The 18,840-nt window shown below is 56.3% G+C and carries 17 protein-coding genes; 11 read left to right on the plus strand and 6 right to left on the minus strand.

Features of this window, described 5'->3' with window-relative positions; genetic code table 11:
• Nucleotides 1-820: 820 nt before the first annotated feature.
• The 6 genes from E8K88_RS12050 (at nucleotide 821) to queA (ending at nucleotide 7,084) form a co-directional block, all read left to right on the plus strand.
• The gene (locus tag E8K88_RS12050) at nucleotides 821-1,594 is read left to right on the plus strand and encodes an ABC transporter ATP-binding protein (protein ID WP_136406922.1); all 774 of its coding nucleotides are present in this window, start codon (nucleotides 821-823) and stop codon (nucleotides 1,592-1,594) included.
• Nucleotides 1,591-2,322 (plus strand): ABC transporter ATP-binding protein, encoded by a 732-nt coding sequence (locus E8K88_RS12055; RefSeq protein WP_136406923.1) that lies wholly within the window; start codon nucleotides 1,591-1,593, stop codon nucleotides 2,320-2,322. The genes E8K88_RS12050 and E8K88_RS12055 overlap by 4 nt, the downstream gene beginning before the upstream one ends.
• Nucleotides 2,323-2,404: 82 nt before the next feature.
• Nucleotides 2,405-3,598 (plus strand): ABC transporter substrate-binding protein, encoded by a 1,194-nt coding sequence (locus E8K88_RS12060; RefSeq protein WP_136406924.1) that lies wholly within the window; start codon nucleotides 2,405-2,407, stop codon nucleotides 3,596-3,598.
• Between the two features lie 96 nt (nucleotides 3,599-3,694).
• Nucleotides 3,695-4,582, plus strand: a complete 888-nt coding sequence (locus E8K88_RS12065; protein ID WP_136406925.1) for a branched-chain amino acid ABC transporter permease — start codon at nucleotides 3,695-3,697, stop codon at nucleotides 4,580-4,582.
• 20 nt (nucleotides 4,583-4,602) lie between these two features.
• A complete protein-coding gene (locus tag E8K88_RS12070) occupies nucleotides 4,603-5,583 on the plus strand; it encodes a branched-chain amino acid ABC transporter permease (RefSeq protein ID WP_136406926.1) in 981 nt (326 codons plus the stop codon).
• A gap of 406 nt (nucleotides 5,584-5,989) precedes the next feature.
• Complete coding sequence (gene queA, locus E8K88_RS12075) at nucleotides 5,990-7,084, plus strand: tRNA preQ1(34) S-adenosylmethionine ribosyltransferase-isomerase QueA (RefSeq protein WP_136406927.1); 1,095 nt, start codon at nucleotides 5,990-5,992, stop codon at nucleotides 7,082-7,084.
• A gap of 85 nt (nucleotides 7,085-7,169) precedes the next feature.
• Here queA and lpxK read toward each other — a convergent pair whose 3' ends face one another.
• The 4 genes from lpxK to dacB form a co-directional block, all read right to left on the minus strand.
• Complete coding sequence (lpxK, locus tag E8K88_RS12080; RefSeq protein ID WP_136406928.1) at nucleotides 7,170-8,222, minus strand: tetraacyldisaccharide 4'-kinase; 1,053 nt, start codon at nucleotides 8,220-8,222, stop codon at nucleotides 7,170-7,172.
• A 35-nt stretch (nucleotides 8,223-8,257) separates the two neighbouring features.
• Nucleotides 8,258-8,680 carry an ExbD/TolR family protein gene (locus tag E8K88_RS12085; RefSeq protein ID WP_136406929.1) on the minus strand — a complete coding sequence of 141 codons (423 nt, stop codon included), beginning with the start codon at nucleotides 8,678-8,680 and terminating at the stop codon, nucleotides 8,258-8,260.
• A complete protein-coding gene (locus E8K88_RS12090; protein ID WP_136406930.1) occupies nucleotides 8,677-9,309 on the minus strand; it encodes a MotA/TolQ/ExbB proton channel family protein in 633 nt (210 codons plus the stop codon). The genes E8K88_RS12085 and E8K88_RS12090 overlap by 4 nt, the downstream gene beginning before the upstream one ends.
• Nucleotides 9,310-9,431: 122 nt before the next feature.
• Nucleotides 9,432-10,970, minus strand: coding sequence for a D-alanyl-D-alanine carboxypeptidase/D-alanyl-D-alanine endopeptidase (dacB, locus tag E8K88_RS12095; RefSeq protein WP_136406931.1), 1,539 nt, complete (start codon nucleotides 10,968-10,970; stop codon nucleotides 9,432-9,434).
• Between the two features lie 242 nt (nucleotides 10,971-11,212).
• On the opposite strand from dacB, the gene tsaB reads away from it, so the two are divergent.
• On the plus strand, nucleotides 11,213-11,941 hold the full coding sequence (gene tsaB / locus E8K88_RS12100) for a tRNA (adenosine(37)-N6)-threonylcarbamoyltransferase complex dimerization subunit type 1 TsaB (protein WP_136406932.1): 729 nt from the start codon (nucleotides 11,213-11,215) through the stop codon (nucleotides 11,939-11,941).
• Between the two features lie 195 nt (nucleotides 11,942-12,136).
• On the opposite strand, the gene E8K88_RS12105 is transcribed toward tsaB, so the two are convergent.
• Nucleotides 12,137-12,508, minus strand: coding sequence for a hypothetical protein (locus E8K88_RS12105; RefSeq protein ID WP_136406933.1), 372 nt, complete (start codon nucleotides 12,506-12,508; stop codon nucleotides 12,137-12,139).
• Nucleotides 12,509-12,677: 169 nt separating this feature from the next.
• On the opposite strand from E8K88_RS12105, the gene E8K88_RS12110 reads away from it, so the two are divergent.
• The 4 genes from E8K88_RS12110 (at nucleotide 12,678) to E8K88_RS12125 (ending at nucleotide 17,570) form a co-directional block, all read left to right on the plus strand.
• Entirely contained in the window at nucleotides 12,678-13,622 is a 945-nt protein-coding gene (locus E8K88_RS12110) for a LysR family transcriptional regulator (protein WP_136406934.1), read from the plus strand.
• A gap of 176 nt (nucleotides 13,623-13,798) precedes the next feature.
• The gene (locus tag E8K88_RS12115) at nucleotides 13,799-15,403 is read left to right on the plus strand and encodes a DUF2130 domain-containing protein (RefSeq protein WP_136406935.1); all 1,605 of its coding nucleotides are present in this window, start codon (nucleotides 13,799-13,801) and stop codon (nucleotides 15,401-15,403) included.
• Between the two features lie 102 nt (nucleotides 15,404-15,505).
• Entirely contained in the window at nucleotides 15,506-16,411 is a 906-nt protein-coding gene (locus E8K88_RS12120; protein ID WP_136406936.1) for a LysR family transcriptional regulator, read from the plus strand.
• A gap of 106 nt (nucleotides 16,412-16,517) precedes the next feature.
• The gene (locus E8K88_RS12125; protein ID WP_136406937.1) at nucleotides 16,518-17,570 is read left to right on the plus strand and encodes an NAD(P)-dependent alcohol dehydrogenase; all 1,053 of its coding nucleotides are present in this window, start codon (nucleotides 16,518-16,520) and stop codon (nucleotides 17,568-17,570) included.
• A gap of 41 nt (nucleotides 17,571-17,611) precedes the next feature.
• Here E8K88_RS12125 and rraA read toward each other — a convergent pair whose 3' ends face one another.
• Nucleotides 17,612-18,130, minus strand: coding sequence for a ribonuclease E activity regulator RraA (gene rraA, locus E8K88_RS12130; protein WP_136406938.1), 519 nt, complete (start codon nucleotides 18,128-18,130; stop codon nucleotides 17,612-17,614).
• Nucleotides 18,131-18,840: the final 710 nt, after the last annotated feature.

Here is an 18,840-nt window from a genome sequence, read left to right on the forward strand (position 1 = left end):
AAAATTGCAGCAAACGCGCTAGCAATAGCTGCAACCGTCGATGCAAAAAGCTGTTTTGTTGTAAGTACTGGAAGGCTTGGTAGAGATAGCCCATGGCGCAGAGGCTGAGCAATTTGGTTGGAGAGGTTTAGAAAATCTGGCGTAGCATTAGGCGTAGCATTGAAAGAAATATTAGCTTTTTCATTGGAGAATACACTGCAGCATCATCGGCGTGTGGCCAGATTGCTTGGTTTCTTTAAGTGATGGCTTTGTAGTGTTGGTGTCGCTCATGTTGACTGTCAATGACGGCTCTGATGCTTGTATTGCTAAAACGCGCTGCCTGCGGCCTGATTCGCAGTAGCACTGCGGTGCATGGCAGGGGTGGTTTCAGCATAAGTGGGTGAAAAACGGCCGCAGCGGCAAGCAATCGGTCGATGTTGAATGCGCAAAGCGTGTCAGGCATGTGAATCAAGTGCCTCTATTATTGTCTATGCGCTGTATGGACTCGGGTTCAATGGCCGCCATATTGCGACAATTCGTTGGCTCGCAATGCCCGAGCATTTATAAGGGGTAATAGTCGCTCAACTGTCGGTGCAAAGACATTGTGAGCGCAATCAAGCAGTTTGTTTCAGGCACTGAAAAAGCCCTTTTTAGCAGACAAAATGCACACATTTTCAGCCTCAAAAAGCCCCTGAGGTTAACCCCATTGCCGATTCCCCTCATTGTCGCTGCACTGCAGCATCCATAGCATTCAGTCCAGCTTGGTGCCTTCAACAATAGTTTTTTGACCTTGTTGCAGAGCGCTGTTCTGAGTGGCTTAACGTTTTGCGTGGATTGAAGAATGAGTGACACCATCCTGGCAACGAAGAATCTGACCAAAGAGTTCAAGGGCTTTACTGCCGTGGACAACGTCAACCTGCAAGTGCAGCGTGGCCATATCCATGCGTTGATTGGCCCCAATGGGGCGGGCAAAACCACCTGCTTTAACTTGCTGACGAAATTTCTGGAGCCCACCCGCGGCACCATCACCTTTAACGGCATCGATATCACGCGCGAAAAATCGGCCGAAATTGCGCGGCGTGGCGTGATTCGTTCGTTTCAGATTTCTGCGGTGTTCCCGCATTTGACCCTGCTGGAAAACGTGCGCATTGCACTGCAGCGCCAGTTGGGCACGCAATACCATTTTTGGCGCAGCGACAAAAGCCTGGACCTGCTCAATGACCGTGCGGTGCAGTTGCTGGCCGAGGTGGACTTGCGCCATCTGGCCGATGAGGTGACTGTCAACCTGCCATATGGCCGCAAACGTGCGCTGGAGATTGCCACCACATTGGCCATGGAGCCGGAGCTGATGCTGCTCGATGAGCCCACTCAAGGCATGGGCCATGAAGATGTGGACCGTGTGACCAGCCTGATCAAGGAGGTCTCCAAAGGGCGGACGATTTTGATGGTTGAGCACAATATGAAAGTGATCTCGACCATTGCTGACCGCATCTCAGTGCTGCAGCGCGGTGCGATTTTGGCAGAAGGCAATTACGCCGAAGTCTCGCAAGACCCGCGCGTGATGCAAGCCTATATGGGCACCACCGATGGCCAACTGCAAGGAGCACACGCATGAGCGTACAAGTTGTTGGCGCGGCTGCGCCTGCTTTGGAAATCACCAATCTGCAGGGTTGGTATGGTGAGTCGCACGTCTTGCACGGCGTGAATTTGACGGTGCAGCCCGGCGAAGTGGTGACGCTGCTGGGCCGCAATGGCGCTGGCAGAACGTCGATTTTGCGGGCCATCACGGGCTTGATTGGCAAGCGCGCCGGCTCTATCAAGATCGGCGGGGTCGAAACCATTGGCATGCCCACGCACAAGATCACCCATTTGGGCCTGGGCTACTGCCCGGAAGAGCGCGGTATTTTTGCCAGCCTGACAACCGAAGAAAACCTGCTGCTGCCACCAGTGCTCAAGGGTCACGGCAAAGGCATGGGCATAGAAGAGATTTATACGTTGTTTCCAAACCTGCAAGAGCGCAAGCACAGCCCCGGCACGCGCTTGTCGGGCGGCGAGCAGCAAATGCTGGCGGTGGCGCGTATTTTGCGCACCGGTGCCAATTTGTTGCTGCTCGATGAAATCTCCGAAGGCCTTGCACCGGTGATTGTGCAGGCCTTGGCGCGCATGATCACGCTGCTGCGCCAACGTGGTTACACGGTGGTGATGGTTGAGCAGAACTTCCGCTTTGCCGCGCCGTTGGCCGACCGTTTTTATGTGATTGAGCATGGCCAGGTGGTCGAGCACATTCTGGCGAGCGAGCTCGAAGACAAGATGCCCTTGCTCAATGAATTGCTAGGCGTTTAGTACCTTTCTAAGACCAGGCCCCACCAGGCTTTTTACAAGCGGTTTGAAGCCGCGCAAATGTCGATAACAAGGAGACACTTCAATGAAATTCCAACTGACCGCAATTGCCGCTGTTCTGGGTGTGGCAGGCCTGACCGGTGCGGCGCACGCACAAGACAAGGTCGTGATTGGCTTTGTGACCGATATGTCCAGCCTGTATTCTGATGTGGACGGCAAAAACGGTGCGACGGCAGCACAAATGGCCATCGACGATTTCGGTGGCAAGGTGCTGGGCAAGCCGATCGAGCTGGTCACTGCAGACCACCAGAACAAGGCAGATATTGCGGCTGCCAAGGTGCGCGAATGGATTGATACACAAAACGCCTCGATGATTTTGGGCGGCACGAACTCGGGCACGGCGCTCGCTTCCAGCACCGTGGCCAATGAAAAAGGCGTGCTCTACATCAACAATGGTGCGGGAACTTCGGCTCTGACCAATGAACAATGCGCACCGCTGACGATTCACTATGCGTATGACACCGTGGCGCTGGCACGCGGCACCGGCAAAGCCATTGTCGATAGTGGCGGCAAGGATTGGTTCTTCCTGACGGCAGATTACGCGTTTGGCCATTCGCTAGAAAAAGACACGGCAGCCACAGTCAAGGCCGCAGGTGGTGATGTCAAAGGCATGGTGCGTCACCCGCTCAATGCCTCTGATTTCTCGTCGTTCCTGCTGCAGGCGCAATCCTCCAAGGCCCAGATTTTGGGCATGGCCAATGCCGGTGGTGACACCATCAACACCATCAAAGCGGCCAACGAGTTTGGTATCACCAGCACGATGAAACTGGCTGGCTTATTGCTGTTTTTGACCGACATCCACAGCATGGGCCTGCCCACCACGCAGGGCTTGCAGTTCACCTCCAGCTGGTATTGGGACCAGAACGACGAGTCGCGTGCCTGGGCCCAGAAGTTCTACGACAAAACCAAGCGCATGCCAACCGATATTCAAGCTGCCAACTACTCTGCGGTGATGAACTACCTCAAAGCCGTTGAGGAAGCTGGCACAACCGACTCGAAAAAAGTCAACGAAGTGCTGCGCTCCAAAGAGCTCAAAGACTTCTACGCCAGCGGCATGATCCGCCCGGATGGCCGCTACGCCCACGATATGTACTTGATGGAAGTCAAAAAACCAGCGGACTCCAAGCGTGAGTGGGATTACCTCACCGTGGTCAAAACCTTGCCAGGTGAAGAGGTCTGGACACTGCAAGAAGAAACCAAATGCCCTCTGTGGAAGTAATAACGCAGTAAACGTGTAATAAGCGTGTAGTCAGCGCAAGGCCTGTGCCTTGCCGCTGACTGCATATGTTGTGTACTCATACAGCGGCACATTTTCATGGATACCATTTTTGGAGTACCCCTGCCGGCATTGCTCAGTCAGTTGCTGCTCGGGCTTGTCAACGGCTCGTTCTACGCCATCCTCAGCTTGGGCTTGGCGGTGATTTTTGGCCTGCTCAACGTCATCAACTTCGCCCACGGGGCTTTGTTCATGATGGGTGCGGTCGTTACTTGGATGGCGATGCACTATCTGGGCATCAACTATTGGTTGATGCTGCTGTTGGCGCCGCTGGTCGTAGGCTGCTTTGGCATGGTGATTGAGCGGCTTTTTCTGCGCTGGATTTATAAGCTCGACCATATCTATGGTTTGCTGCTGACCCTGGGTTTGACCTTGTTGATTGAAGGCGCGTTCCGCTCGGCCTACGGTGTCTCAGGCCTGAGCTACAGCACCCCAGCCTTGCTGCAAGGCGGCATCAATCTAGGCTTCATGTTCATGCCTAAATACCGTGCATGGGTGGTTGTGGCTTCGCTGATCGTGTGTTTGGCCACCTGGTATCTGATTGAGAAAACCCGCTTGGGCGCTTATCTGCGCGCAGGCACTGAAAACCCGCGTTTGGTCGAAGCATTTGGCATCAACGTGCCCTTGATGATTACGCTGACCTATGGCGCAGGCGTAGCCTTGGCCGCTTTTGCCGGTGTGCTTGCAGCGCCCATCTACCAGGTCTCACCGCTGATGGGGCAGAACCTGATCATCACGGTGTTTGCTGTGGTGGTGATTGGCGGCATGGGCTCGATCATGGGCTCGATCGTCACTGGCTTGCTGCTGGGAGTGATTGAAGGTTTGACGCGGGTGTTCTACCCAGAGGCCTCATCGACCGTGGTCTTTGTAGTGATGGCGATTGTCTTGCTGATTCGCCCAGCTGGCCTATTCGGCAAAGAACATTAACCCAGCGAGGATGACACACCATGAATAAACAACTCGCTTTCTGGGGTTACGCCGCACTGCTGCTGGTCTTGCTGGCTGCGCCGATGATGGGCGCCTACCCAATCTTCATGATGAAGCTGTTTTGCTTCGCCTTGTTTGCCTGCGCCTTCAACTTGCTGTTTGGCTATACCGGTCTTTTGTCTTTCGGGCATGCGGCGTTCTTTGGCGGCTCGGCTTATATTGCCGGACATGTGCTCAAAGTCTGGGGTGTCACACCCGAGATTGGTTTATTGCTGGGCACCGCATTTGGGGCATTGCTGGGCTGGTTGGTGGGGTACTTGGCAATCAAACGCCAGGGCATTTATTTCACCATGATCACCCTGGCTTTGGCGCAAATGCTGTATTTCGTCTGGTTGCAAGCGCCATTCACCGGAGGTGAGGACGGCTTGCAAGCCGTGCCGCGCGGCAAACTGTTTGGCCTGCTGGATTTGCGCAGTGACATGACGATGTACTACGTCTGCTTGGCGATTGTCGTGCTGGCGTTCTTGTTCATCATGCGCATCGTGCGCTCGCCATTTGGCCATATCCTGCATGGCATCAAAGAAAATGAGCCAAGGGCCATTTCGCTGGGCTATGACACCAACCGCTTCAAACTGATGGTGTTCGTGCTCTCAGCCGCCTTGTCAGGTTTGGCCGGTGCACTCAAGACCTTGGTTTTGGGCTTTGCCACCTTGAGTGATGTGCATTGGGCGATGTCGGGCCACGCCGTTTTGATGACCTTGGTCGGTGGCATGGGCACCTTGTCCGGTCCCTTGGTTGGAGCAGTGGTGATTGTGGCGATTGAGAACAAAGTCGGCGAGTGGGGCAATTGGATCGCCTCCGTCACACACATCGACTGGTTCCGCTCACTGGGTGAATCGGTCACGATTGTCACGGGCTTCATTTTTGTTGTCTGCGTGCTGTTGTTCAGGCGCGGCATTGTTGGCGAGATCCTGAACTTCCTGCGCAAGCCGCGCAGTTAGCAGCGCAGTCTCAGCCCCCCACAAGCAGCGTGCCCACGCTGCTTTTTTTGTGGCCGTTGCACGCTGGTGCCTGCACGAAGAGCTGGCCGGTTTATGGCATCACGGATGCAAGCCTGGGCAGGGATGTCTACAATAGCGACCTTCTTAGAACCTGTTCCTAATTTCCACGCTGCAGCGGCGGTGCCCGCAGGGCAAGGCATAAAAAGCGCCTCGCTCGGCCACTTTTTATGCTTGCGCGGCTGCGCGGAGGTGATGAATAGGCTCTTACTGATGTGCATGGCCGTTGCCCGTTCTGCGTGGGCTTGCCAATGCACAGGCTTTTTGACGCAAAGACTCTCGCTCCATTCGCTAGCCCATGTATCGGCCTTAAGCCGATACAAGCCAGCGCGCTCAAGCGCTCCGCACCATGCCCCCAGTTTCTTACACCCTTGCTGATTTCGATTACGACTTGCCTGAGGCCTTGATTGCCCACCATCCGGCTGAGCAACGCAGTGCCTCGCGCCTGCTCGATGCCCGCAGTGCCCAATTGCAAGACCGCATTTTTCGTGATCTACCTGGCCTGTTGCAAGCAGGTGATTTGCTGGTGTTCAACGACACCCAGGTCGTCAAGGCCCGTATTTTTGGAGAGAAGGCGTCTGGCGGCAAACTGGAGATTCTGATTGAGCGCGTGCTCGACGAGCAGCATGTGGCCGTGCATTTGCGTGTCAGCAAAAAACCTTTGCCAGGCTCGACCATGCACTTTGCCGGCGGCTTGCAACAAGGCGGTTTTGATGCAGTGATGCAAGGCCGCTACCCCGATGCCGATGGCCCGCTTTTCTTGTTCAAAATTCAGGCCCCTGAAGGACAAACACCGTGGAGCCTGATGGAGCGCTTTGGCCATTTGCCATTGCCGCCTTATATTGAGCGCCACCAGCAGGAAAACGACCTCGACGCCGAGGAAGATGCCGAGCGCTACCAGACCGTGTTTGCGCGCGAGCCAGGCGCAGTCGCCGCGCCCACTGCGGCCTTGCACTTTGACCAGATGACCCTGGATGCCTTGCAGGCCAATGGCATTGAGCGGGCCAATATCACCTTGCATGTGGGGGCGGGCACATTCCAGCCGGTCAAAACCGAGGACCTGAGCCAGCACCGCATGCACAGCGAGTACTACCACATTCCAGACAGCACCTTGGCAGCCATTGCCGCCTGCAAAGCCCGTGGTGGCCGGGTCGTGGCAGTCGGCACGACCTCCGTGCGCACTTTGGAATCATGGGCTAAAACCGGCAAAACCCAAGGCGACACGCAGATTTTCATCACGCCTGGTTTTGCATTCCAAGTCGTTGATGTGCTGATCACCAACTTCCATTTGCCCAAAAGCACCTTGATGATGCTGGTCAGCGCTTTTGCCGGCTACGAGCACATTCGCCATGTCTACCAACACGCCATTGCTCAGCAATACCGTTTTTTCAGCTACGGTGACAGCATGCTGCTGAGCCGTGTTGCACCCGCGACTGCTGTGTAAGCGCCTGCTTGCGATCTTTCCGTAGGCGCGCAAGGCACAAAAAAAGAGGCAATGCAGGGCGCCTATTGCCATCTAAGCCGTGTATCTAACTGCGTGCGTGGAAGTGCGCCCGGGCCAGGCTGAGCACCTGGTCAGTCCAGTTTTCTTGCCAGCTGACTTCCAAGCCAACCGCCCAGGCCTGCGGCAGCAGACGCCACAGCTTCACAGCGTCTTTTTCGGTGCAGACAATGAGTGTGTCAGCGTTTGCATCACGCAGCTCAACAGGCAAGCTGGTGAACGCATGGTGGTCGGGCAGGGCCAGTGTTTGGCTCAAGCGCAGACCGCGTTGCGCAAGCATTGCAAAAAAAGCCTGTGGCTTGGCAATCCCAGCCAAAGCGACGATCGGGCCGGGATGCTGTAGCAGCGCGTCGAATGCGCGCTGCTCGCCCAGGCCATTGTGCAGCACGGGGGCCAATTGCCGGCTCAAGTGCCAGCAAGGCGCAGCAGGTGCTGGCATAGGGATGCTTGCGGTGGCTTCGCCTTCGTTGAGTGATTGCACGATCACATCTACGGCTCTGGGCCAAGGCTCACGCAATGGGCCCGCGGGAATCAAACGGCCATTGCCAATGCCCCAGGGCGGAAACACACACACTTCACAATCACGCTCCAAAGCCCAATGCTGCAGCCCGTCATCACAGATGACCAGCTCGGTCTGGGGAAATGCTTGCAGCAAGGCCAGCGCAGCTTCTGCACGGGTGCTGGCGACAAACACCGGCGCTTGGGTCGCCTGCGCAATCATCAATGGCTCATCGCCAGCTTGTTGGGCGCTACTGGAGTGTGTGACGTGCATGCAGCCTGTCCCTTGGCGACCGTAGCCGCGTGAGATCACACCCACCTGCAGACCGCGCCGCTGCATGCCTTGGGTCAGAGCGATCACTACCGGGGTCTTGCCAGCGCCGCCGGCCACCACATTGCCAACCACTACCGTGGGCACTGGCAAGCGCGTGCGGGCACGCTTGCCATGCATGTATTGCGCGCGCTGCCTCGCACTGGCTGCGCCATACACGGCCGCCAGGGGCCGCAGCAGCCAATCCAGCAGCCGCGTGCGCGCTTGCGGCTGCTGCCAATGGGCCTCGAGCTGTTGTAGCCAAGTGGGCATGGATGGGGCAGGGTGCGCTGGCTTGTGCAGCGACCTCAGGAGCCAGAAATGGTTTGAGTGGCAAACGTCACGCGGGCCAGGCCCACGTTGCGCGCAGCTTCCATGACCGAGACCACCGACTGGTGCGAGGCCATGCCATCGGCGCTGATGATCAGCACTGCATCAGGCTTGTTCGCTGCTGCGCGGCGCAAATGGCCGGCCAACTGCGCCGGGTTGGCTGAGCCGATCACCACGCCATCAATCGCAAAATTACCAGCCGTGTCCAGTGACACTGTGATTTCTTGCGGACGCGTTGGCAGTTGCTCGGCATTGGCCAAGGGCAGATTGAGCTGCAACTCATTGAAGCGGCTGTAGGTGGTGGTCAGCATCAGAAAGATCAGGATCACCAACAACACATCGATGAAGGCGATCAGGTTGATTTCCGGCTCTTCATGGGCTTGCGGGTTGCGAAAATTCATGCTTGCAAGCCTTTGAGGTGCTTGAGAAAAGTTTCGCTGGCCACTTCCATCTCGAGCACGTACTGGTCAACGCGGCTGCGAAAATAACGCCAAAAGATCAGTGCAGGAATTGCTACGATCAAACCAAACGCCGTGTTGTACAGCGCAATTGAAATGCCGTGCGAGAGCTGGGCCGGATCGCCCTGGATGATGCCAGCATCCAAGCCGCCTTGTGATGCAAAGATCGAGATCATGCCAATGACTGTGCCCAGCAAGCCCAGCAGCGGCGCGGCCGAGGCGATCGTGGCCAGTGGCGCGAGGAATTTGCCCAGCCTTGCCACCACCAGGCGGCCTTGGTTTTGCATGGCTTGGCGCACGTCGTCTTCCGTCGAGTCAGGCCTGTTTTGCAACGTGCGCAGGCCCGTGGCCAGTACCTCGCCCAGCGCCGAGTTTTGCGCCAGCTTGTCAATCACATCGGTTGGCGGTATGAAGCGGGCAGAGGCGGTTTGGGCATCGTTGAGCAAACCAGCAGGCACAACGGATGAGCGTTTGAGGCTGTAGAAGCGCTCGACAATGATCGCCAAGGCAAAGATGGAGCAGGCAATCAACGGCCAAATCGGCCAGCCAGCCGCTTGAATAATGGAAAACAAGGAGGACTCCTGAAACAAAAGGGGGTTGCCACAATCTGGGCGATTATCGCCCAACGCCTTGTGGCTTCTCAACAAATTGTTCGGACTAGGTGCTGCTGCAAGGTGAATTGACTGGCCAACGATCAGTCGTTGGCCACCCAATCAATCAGCGAGTCGAAGGCCGCCCCTCGCGCGCCAGCGGCCAGCGGGTCGTTGACAACGGCCACAACCGCATAGCGCTTGCCGCTATTGCCATTGACATAACCAGCAATCGCATTCACATCACGCAGTGAGCCGGTTTTGATGTGGGCGGAGGCATTTGCACGGCTGCGGCGCATGGTGCCATCAACGCCCACTGCAGGCATCGAGGCCATCAGCTCAGGCATCACCGGCGAGCTCCAGGCGTGCACCAGCATGTTGCCCAAGGTTTGAGCGGTGACGCGGGCTGCGCGGCTCAAGCCGGAGCCATTGTCGATCACCAGGGTGCCAGGCGGGTTGCCCAGTCGTTGCACCCACCATTGCTCGATCGCTTTTTGTGCTGCTTCAAACGTCATCGCTTGGCCTCGTCCCCCGACACTGCCTTGAGCCAGGAACACATGGTCGGCCATCACATTGTTGCTGTACTTGTTCACATCCCGCACGATTTCGGTCAAGGACAACGAAGGCTCGGTAATCAACGGCGTCAGGTGCGCGGGAGTCACGCCCGCATGGACGCTGCCCGTCAAACTGCCACCGATGTCGCGCCACATGCCTTCCACGGCTTTATTGGCAAATGCCTCTGGGTCGGGGTAGGCGACCGACCAATTCAACTCGCCGCAGGCAGCCGGATAGCTGCCACCCAAAAGCCACTGACCACTCTGGCTTGCGTCGAGCTGCAATTGGTTGCGCCAATTGCTTGGGCAGTTTTTGAGTTTGGTGTTCAGCGCAACGCTGCTGGGCACCTGCAAATGCGCCATCGGTGGCGAGAGTTCGATTCTGGCAATGCCCAGCTGGCGATCCGGCACGAAGCGCATGATCACGGTCTTGAAATTCAGCAGCAGGGCATCGGGCGAGGCGTTGTAAGGGCGCAAAGGCTCATCGTCAAACTCGGCGGCATTGTGCGCGGGCAGCACAAAGGCACTGCGATCGAGCACGATGTCGCCAACAATCACTTTGACACCGCGCTGTTGCACCTGGCGCAGCAGCGCCCACAAACGCTCCATCACCAGTTTGGGGTCACCACCGCCTTGGATGTACAAATTGCCTTTGAGGCTGCCGTCAGTAATCTCACCATCGGTGTAGATGCGCGTATGCCAGGTGTAGGCAGGCCCCAAACGGTCCAAAGCCGCATAGGTGGTGACCAATTTCATCGTCGAAGCGGGGCTGACCAACTGGTCAGCGCGGTAATTGACACGCGGTGATGGCGCGCCATCCACCGCCTGAACCCATACAGAGACAGAGTTCAGCGGGATTTTGGCTTTATTCAGCGCTGCAACAAAACCCTCAGGCAGCGCCGATGCCATTGCTGCGCTTGTCTGGGCGTTGGCCGTGCGTGCGTCTTGTGCGTGCGCCAGTGGGGTCAACAAACTACTGGATGCCAGCGCCGCCAGGGCGGTTGCAGCCCATGCGCAGAGCCGGCGAATGGGCGCAGCAGCAGGCAATCGCAATGCGGCGGGGCGAAATGGCTTCGATGAACGGTTCATAATGTCGTTGGGGCAAAATACGGGTGATTGGCTGCTCTTGCTGACGCAGCCCTTGTTTTCCAAGCACTGTGCAGCAGTCCCGCGCGTGCTGGCGTACATGATGCACAGGCGTAGCGGCACGCGCAACGCCTCAGCCAGCCAAGGCCGGGGGGCAATGCAACCATTGGGTATTGTGCCCGCACTCTGAGCTTGAGCCATGCCGCAAACCCGTGCGGCTTTGTTAATTTGTTTGTTTTTTATTCATGCGACTGCTTGCTTTTGACACCAGCACCGATGTGCTGTCACTCGCTGTACAAAACCACTCTGTGCTGCTGGCCAGAGAGCTGGCCGGTGGGCCCAAATCATCCCGCGTTCTGTTGCCAGAAAGCCTGCAACTGCTCCAACAGCTGGGCTTGGCTTTGCAAGACCTGGATGCGATTGTCTACGGCTGTGGCCCAGGTGCCTTCACCGGTTTGCGCACCAGCTGCGCAGCTGCGCAAGGCTTGGCATTTGGCAGCCATTTGTCGGCAGTACCAGTTGATTCTTTATTGGCGATTGCCGAAGGTGCGCGCCATGCGCATGGTGTGGAGCAAGTCGTTGCCGTACTCGATGCCCGTATGCAAGAGGTCTATGCCGCGCCATTTCGCTGGCTCGAGGCTGAGCAACGCTGGCAGCGTGAGGCTGATATCCAGGTGATGAAGCCACAGGATGTGCAGGTACCAGACGGCTATGTGTTAGCTGGCAATGCATTTGCGGTCTATCCAGAGGCTTTTGCCGAGTATCGGGCAGAGCGCTTATTGCACCAATTGCCACAGGCCGAAGCCATGCTGCGTTTGGCCCCCGGTCTGATTGCTGCACAGGGTTTGCAAGCCCCGTCATCTATTGCGCCGTTGTATATTCGCAACAAAGTGGCGCAAACCACCGAAGAGCGGATGCGCGCGCGCCAAGCTCTGGAGCTGGCAGAAAAATCCCCTGCCGCGTTGGGCGACTAGAGATCGGCGCGCCTGCAGCGAGCGATCTGACAAAAAGCAGCGCACTCAAACGGTGAGGGCTTGCCAATCACAGCCCTAATCAGCGTGAAGGCAAGCAGAGCCTATGTGCATGTCGGCTAGCGAAAAACCGTGTGCACAAACAAAAAAAGCAGGAAATAATCCTGCTTTTCAAAATTGTGCGGCAAACCGCTGTGCTTAACGGTGACTGTTGTGTGCTGCCAGCAAGTCAGCCATTACACGGTGATCACTCATGGCCAACTGCCACATTTGCTCGTTGGCACGGGCATTGCGCTGGCTTTGCAACCATTGCTCGATCACGCCTGGGTGATTCTTGCTGCTAGGTGTCAACAGGGCGGCAACAGCGAATACGATGGCCCACAGTGCCAGCCAGGCACCCAGGCCACTTGGCTCGATCCATGCATTGGCCAGCACCACAATGGCTGCCAATACGCCGGCATAGACCAAGCGGGAATTATGGATATGGTTGGTAATGAAACCTAAACCATTGGAGACACGATTCAAACCCTCGTGCTCTGTGGCGGGATGGGAAGAAACGATAGCGGTCATGATGTGATCCTGTTTTCTAAGAGTTTGCACCTTGTGAGTGCGTGCTGTAAAAGTCCGATGGCTGAATCTTAGGGTTTCCCCTAGGGTTGTACAAGTTTATTTATTGAATCATTGGTATTCATGCCGTGAATGTATGAAATCCGGATCTGCCTCTCAATAAAAAACCACTATGGCCAGCTTTAAACACTTGGATTTGAATTTGCTGCGCGTGTTTGATGTCGTCATGCAAGAGCGCTCGCTGACCAAAGCGGCAGAGCGTTTGCACCTGACCCAGCCGTCCGTCAGCAATGCGATCCGACGCTTGAAGGACTCACTCAAAGACGAATTGTTTGTGCGTGTCGGCCAGGGCATTGAGCCGACAGCACGTGCGATAGAGCTGTGGAACACCGTTCACCAGGCTTTGCAGGACTTGTACCAGACGATTGAGCCTGAGCACTTTGATGCCGCGCACTCGGAGCAGACTTTCCATTTGGGCATGATCGATGCTACGGCCTCGCGTCTGCTGCCACCATTGGCGCAGATCCAGGCCAGCGAAGCGTCTCATATCCGACTGCATGTGTCTTCGCTGCTCAGCCGCGATCCACGCCTTTTGCTTGATGAAGGTGAGATTGATGTAGCGGTTGGTTATTTTCCAGCAGTGTTGGCCGACTTGACGGCCAGAGCGCAAAGCGATGCGACCGTGCAGTACGAGTCGCGTTTGCTCTACCAGCGCGAGTATGTGTGTGCCATGCGCGATGGCCATCCACTGGCCGAGCAAGAAATCAGCCTGGAGGATTTTTGCGCCGCCCGGCATTTGCTAGTGAGCCTCTCTGGCCGGCCTTATGGTTTTATTGATGAAGCCTTGTCGGGTTTGGGACTGAGTCGCCATGTGGCGATGACGGTGAACCAATACTACACAGCCGCGCGCATTGTTGCGCAAACCGATTTGCTCACGGCCTTGCCACGCAAGTTTGCGGCGACCACGGACGTTGGCAAAAGCTTGGAAATACGTGAGCTGCCCCTGCCTGTGGCGCCTGTGAGCGTGCATGTGCTGTGGCTGCGCGGCAGCCGCCAACCGGCTGCGATTGCCTGGCTGATAGAGGCGCTGCAAAGAAGCGTGCAAGCCTCCATTTGATGCACGGTCAAAGCATGTTTGGCTTTGTCTAGGCCCCCGCAGATTGCCTGACAATAGCGCCAGTATTGCATTTGAGCAGGCTCCAAGTGCCCGCCAACAAGCATATTTGTACTCCAGCGTGTCCGATGCGCCTCGCGTCGGGCACCCAATACCGTCCCAGTGAAAGGCAGTCCCTCATGCATGAAATCATTTGCCCGCATTGCGCCAAGGCCTTCAAAATTGACGAGGCAGGGTATGCGGATATTTTGAAGCAGGTGCGCGATAGCGACTTTGACAAGCAGTTGCATGAACGCCTGGAGTTGGCCGAACAAGACAAGCACAACGCTGTCGCGCTCGCTCAAGCCCAGATGGCCAGCCAATTACAGAAAACCACCACCGCCAAAGACGCGCAGATTCAAGAACTCAAGGCCAAGCTCGATGCCGATGCAGTGTCGCGCCGCCTGGCCGTGAATGAGGCCGTGGGCGCGATTGAGAAAGAGCGCGATGCACTCCTGAGCTTGCTGGAGCAGGCCAAACAAGACAAGCAAGCGGCGATGGTGCTGGCTGAGTCACAGGCCAGGGCTGAGCTGCAAAAGACCTTGGCCGACAAGGAAGGCGAGATCAAGGAGCTCAAAGCCAAGCTCGACTCTGGTGAGGTCGCCAGGCAGTTGGCCGTGGCCGATGCATTAAAACAGGTTGAGAAAGAGCGCGATAACCTGGCCAACGACCTGGCACAGGCCCTGCGTGACAAACAGGCGCAAACGGCGTTGGCTGAAGCCCGATTGGCCAATGAGCTGCAAAAAGTCACTGCTGCCAACGAAGCTGCAATCCAGGCCCTGCAAGCGCAAATCAACGCCAGCGGGGTCGCACACCAATTGGCGGTGACGCAGGCGGTCAGCGTGGTGGAGAAAGAGCGTGATGCACTCAAAAGCGGCTTGCAACGCAAGGAGTTAGAGAAGGACCTGGCCGAAAAATCGCTGAAAGAGCGCTACGAAATCCAGCTCAAAGACCGGGAGCTGGAGATCGAGCGCCTGCGCGACATGAAAGCGCGCTTGTCCACCAAGATGGTGGGTGAAACGCTGGAGCAGCATTGTGAAACGGAATTCAACCGCATCCGTGCCACCGCCTTTGGCCGCGCTTATTTCGAGAAAGACAACGATGCCAGCAGCGGCAGCAAGGGCGATTACGTATTTCGTGACTTGGATGCTGATGGCACAGAAATCGTCTCGATCATGTTTGAGATGAAAAATGAAAACGATACGACTGCAACCAAGAAAAAAAACGAAGATTTCCTGAAAGAGTTGGACAAGGACCGCACCCAAAAAGGCTGCGAATACGCGGTGCTGGTGAGTTTGCTTGAACCTGAGAGCGAGCTCTACAACAGCGGTATTGTTGATGTGTTCCACCGTTACCCCAAAATGTACGTGGTGCGGCCGCAGTTTTTCATCCCCATCATCACTTTGCTGCGCAATGCAGCGATGAAGTCGCTGGCCTACAAATCCGAACTGGCGCAGGTGCGCGCGCAAAACCTGGACATCACACGCTTTGAGGAGCAGCTCGACGACTTCAAGTCTGCCTTTGGCCGCAACTGGCGCCTGGCTTCGGATGGCTTTGAAGAAGCCGTCAAGCGCATTGATGAGGCCATCAAGGACTTGGAGAAAACCAAGGACGCACTCTACAAATCGGCCAACAACCTGCGCCTGGCCAATGACAAGGCCGAAGACCTGACCATCAAGAAGCTGACCCGTGGCAATCCGACGATGGCCGCGAAATTCGCTGAGCTCGACAAGCCGCAGAGCTGATGCCTGATGCAGGGCAGACAAGCCAAGCGCCATGCCAATGCGCCTCAATCAATGAAGTAAGATCGGTCTTATCGGCAAAATAATGCAATTAATTCATACTTTATGATTGAAAAAATCCATCTGGCCATCATCCAGGAGGTTGAAAAGCAGGGCTCTTTGACTGCTGCTTCGGAGGTGCTCCATGTCACGCAGCCGGCACTGAGCCACAGCATTAAAAAACTTGAGCAGCAGCTAGGCATTGAGATCTGGTCGCGCGAAGGGCGGCAACTGCGCCTGACCCAGGCGGGCCAGTATTTGTTGGCGGTATCGAATCGGGTACTGCCACAACTGCAGTTGGCGCAAGAGCGCCTTCAACAGTTTGCCCAGGGTGAGCGGGGCACATTGCGCATTGGCATGGAGTGCCACCCGTGCTACCAATGGCTGCTCAAAGTCGTCTCACCGTACCTGGATCAGTGGCCTGATGTTGATGTTGACGTCAAACAAAAATTCCAATTTGGCGGCATTGGTGCCTTGTTTGGCTATGACATAGATTTGCTGGTTACGCCTGATCCCTTGTTCAAGCCGGGTTTGCAATTTGAGCCTGTATTTGATTATGAGCAAGTGCTGGTGGTGGCCAGCGACCACCCGTTGGCACAGCACGACCATGTTGAGCCAGCGATGTTGTCAGACGAAATCCTGATCACGTATCCCGTTGCGCCCGAGCGCCTGGATATTTATGCTGATTTTCTAACACCTGCAGGCATTGCACCAAGGCGGCACAAAACCATTGAGACCACCGACATCATGCTGCAAATGGTCGCCAGTCGGCGTGGTGTGGCCGCCTTGCCGCGTTGGTTGATAGAGGAATATGCCAGCAAAATCGACGTTGCACCGGTGCGCCTGGGCGACAAGGGCCTATTCAAGAAAATTTACCTAGGCGCGCGCGTCGATGATTTGGCTACCGATTATTTGCGTGCCTTCATCCAAATGGCGCAGGCGAAGTCCTTGGCAAACTCAGGAAATACCTAATCGGCATACTGGGCATGCCCTCAGTGGCGACGCAGACATGCACCTATGCAGCAATGCATGCGCGCAGCAATCAGCAACCTTGTTCATTGAATGAAAGGAACCCAACATGCTAGTTCATGCCTACGGAGCCCACGCTGGCGATCAACCGTTGGAGTCACTCCAAATTGAACGCCGCGCGCCGGGAGCGCACGATGTGCAGATTCGCATAGCGTACTGCGGCATTTGCCACTCGGACTTGCACCAGGTGCGCGCCGAATGGGCGGGCACACAGTTTCCTTGCGTGCCAGGCCATGAAATCGTTGGTGAAGTCGTAGCTGTTGGCGAGCACGTCAAAAACTTCAAAGCAGGGGACTTGGTGGGGATTGGCTGCATTGTTGACAGCTGCCGGCACTGCGATGAATGCGCCGATGGCCTGGAGAATTATTGCGACCACATGGTCGGCACTTACAACAGCAAAACAGACGACAAACCCGGCTGGACCATGGGGGGGTATTCCGAGCAAATCGTCGTCAACGAGCGCTATGTGCTGCGCATTCAACACCCTAAAGAGCAGTTGGCGGCCGTTGCGCCCTTGCTGTGCGCGGGCATCACCACCTATTCACCACTGCGCCACTGGGGGGCAGGTCCTGGCAAAAAAATCGGCATCGTAGGCATTGGTGGCCTGGGCCATATGGGCATCAAATTGGCCCATGCAATGGGCGCCCATGTGGTGGCCTTCACCACCTCGGAATCCAAGCGCATGGCGGCCAAAGAGTTGGGTGCTGACGAAGTCGTGGTGTCGCGCAATCAGGCGGAAATGGCCGCGCATGCCCAAAGCTTCGATTTCATTCTGAATACGGTCGCGGCACCCCACGATTTGGATGCATTTTTGCAGCTGCTCAAACGCGATGGCACGATGAGCCTGGTTGGTGCGCCCGCAACGCCGCATCCGTCACCGCAGGTGTTTAACCTGATCATGAAGCGCCGCTCGTTGGCAGGCTCATTGATTGGCGGCATTCCAGAAACCCAGGAAATGCTGGATTTTTGCGCCAAGCATGGCATCACCGCTGATATTGAGCTGGTGCGCGCAGACCAGATCAACGACTCCTACGAGCGCATGCTCAAAGGCGATGTCAAATACCGCTTTGTCATCGACAATGCCAGTTTGAATGCGGCGTAAGAACCTGAACAAGCCCGCCACTGCGGCGGGCTTGGGTCTTATTATTCCAGGTGCAAGGCGCGGGCACTGATGACGATGCCATCGGCATCGGCATACAGCCAGTCATTGGGACTGACAGGCACACCTTGGATCAGCACCGGCAAATCGCTTTTGCCAGGCGCCTTGCGCTCAGTGGGCAAGGGGTTCAATCCCAGTGCGCACAAGCCGACATCGGCTGCCTGAAGCTCGGCCACATCGCGCACCACACCATCGACGACCACGCCGGCCCAGCCATTCTTGGCTGCTGCAGCGGCGATATTGCCACCCACCAGGGCGCGCCGCAAAGAGCCCCCACCATCAACCACCAGCACGGCGCCGTGGCCAGGTGACTCCAGCGCTTGTTTGACTGGCGTATTGTCCTCAAAACACTGCACGGTTTTGACCGGTCCGAAAAAGCGGTTGTGGCCGCCATAGTGCTTGAACACCGGCGGCAGCACACGAAAATCGTCTTGCTGGAGCGGTGCACTTTTGAATTGATCGCCGAAATCACAGGTGTTGAATGCTGTCTTGCTATCTGCCATGGCTGTCCTTTGTATGAGCGAAGTGAGCGGTGAACCCCCGCATGCTGCGGTGGTTGTGACTCTCAGAGCCTGTTAACAATCTCCACGCAGTCGCGCAAGACGCAAAAAGGGCAGTGCAAGGCGCCTGTAGTAGCTCAAACATCTGTATGAACTTAACGGGCAATGCCGCAATGCGTTTTTTGGGGCTTTTTACCCTTTTAAACTCCAACGCGGTCTGCGAAAAGTGCGTGAACACGCACGCAAGAATACACGTATTGGAGCAGCGCAAGCGCCAAACGCACTTCACGCAGCTGCAGCGCAATGCAATGCAATGAAAACAAGCAAGGCCTTGAAAAAGGCCTTGTGTGTGGGTAGAAATAGTAAGAGGAGGGCGGTTGCGGCCGATTCGCGCAACGGCAAAATAAGGTGTCTGCTTCGGGTCCCTGGACCGTCAGCCTGAACCGGAGGGTCAGGTGGGCTTGGTCAATCTGACGTTGGGTTCATCTGACGCGAGACGATCACGCTCATCAGATGATGTTCCAAACCCGAGCTCAATGAGCATTGGTTCAAGGAAATATAAAGCCCAAGGGGAAGCAGACGGTTCTGATTTTAATCCTTTTTCGGCCAGCGTGCATGGAAAATCACACGCAGCCGTTGCCAGGCATTGCCGTTTTAAAACGGGTTTGCGTTGTTAAAAAGGCCTGCGTGTTGGCTTTGCGCAGTGTTCGTCT

Source organism: Lampropedia aestuarii (assembly GCF_004803635.1).
GTDB lineage: Bacteria > Pseudomonadota > Gammaproteobacteria > Burkholderiales > Burkholderiaceae_C > Lampropedia > Lampropedia aestuarii.

Excerpts from the sequence above, each read along its gene's own strand:
- E8K88_RS12050 (WP_136406922.1), top strand. The coding sequence starts at position 821 with ATGAGTGACACCATCCTGGCAACGAAGAATCTGACCAAAGAGTTCAAG.
- E8K88_RS12055 (WP_136406923.1), top strand. The coding sequence starts at position 1,591 with ATGAGCGTACAAGTTGTTGGCGCGGCTGCGCCTGCTTTGGAAATCACC.
- E8K88_RS12060 (WP_136406924.1), top strand. The coding sequence starts at position 2,405 with ATGAAATTCCAACTGACCGCAATTGCCGCTGTTCTGGGTGTGGCAGGC.
- E8K88_RS12065 (WP_136406925.1), top strand. The coding sequence starts at position 3,695 with ATGGATACCATTTTTGGAGTACCCCTGCCGGCATTGCTCAGTCAGTTG.
- E8K88_RS12070 (WP_136406926.1), top strand. The coding sequence starts at position 4,603 with ATGAATAAACAACTCGCTTTCTGGGGTTACGCCGCACTGCTGCTGGTC.
- queA (WP_136406927.1), top strand. The coding sequence starts at position 5,990 with ATGCCCCCAGTTTCTTACACCCTTGCTGATTTCGATTACGACTTGCCT.
- lpxK (WP_136406928.1), bottom strand. The coding sequence starts at position 8,222 with ATGCCCACTTGGCTACAACAGCTCGAGGCCCATTGGCAGCAGCCGCAA.
- E8K88_RS12085 (WP_136406929.1), bottom strand. The coding sequence starts at position 8,680 with ATGAATTTTCGCAACCCGCAAGCCCATGAAGAGCCGGAAATCAACCTG.
- dacB (WP_136406931.1), bottom strand. The coding sequence starts at position 10,970 with ATGAACCGTTCATCGAAGCCATTTCGCCCCGCCGCATTGCGATTGCCT.
- tsaB (WP_136406932.1), top strand. The coding sequence starts at position 11,213 with ATGCGACTGCTTGCTTTTGACACCAGCACCGATGTGCTGTCACTCGCT.
- E8K88_RS12105 (WP_136406933.1), bottom strand. The coding sequence starts at position 12,508 with ATGACCGCTATCGTTTCTTCCCATCCCGCCACAGAGCACGAGGGTTTG.
- E8K88_RS12110 (WP_136406934.1), top strand. The coding sequence starts at position 12,678 with ATGGCCAGCTTTAAACACTTGGATTTGAATTTGCTGCGCGTGTTTGAT.
- E8K88_RS12115 (WP_136406935.1), top strand. The coding sequence starts at position 13,799 with ATGCATGAAATCATTTGCCCGCATTGCGCCAAGGCCTTCAAAATTGAC.
- E8K88_RS12120 (WP_136406936.1), top strand. The coding sequence starts at position 15,506 with ATGATTGAAAAAATCCATCTGGCCATCATCCAGGAGGTTGAAAAGCAG.
- E8K88_RS12125 (WP_136406937.1), top strand. The coding sequence starts at position 16,518 with ATGCTAGTTCATGCCTACGGAGCCCACGCTGGCGATCAACCGTTGGAG.
- rraA (WP_136406938.1), bottom strand. The coding sequence starts at position 18,130 with ATGGCAGATAGCAAGACAGCATTCAACACCTGTGATTTCGGCGATCAA.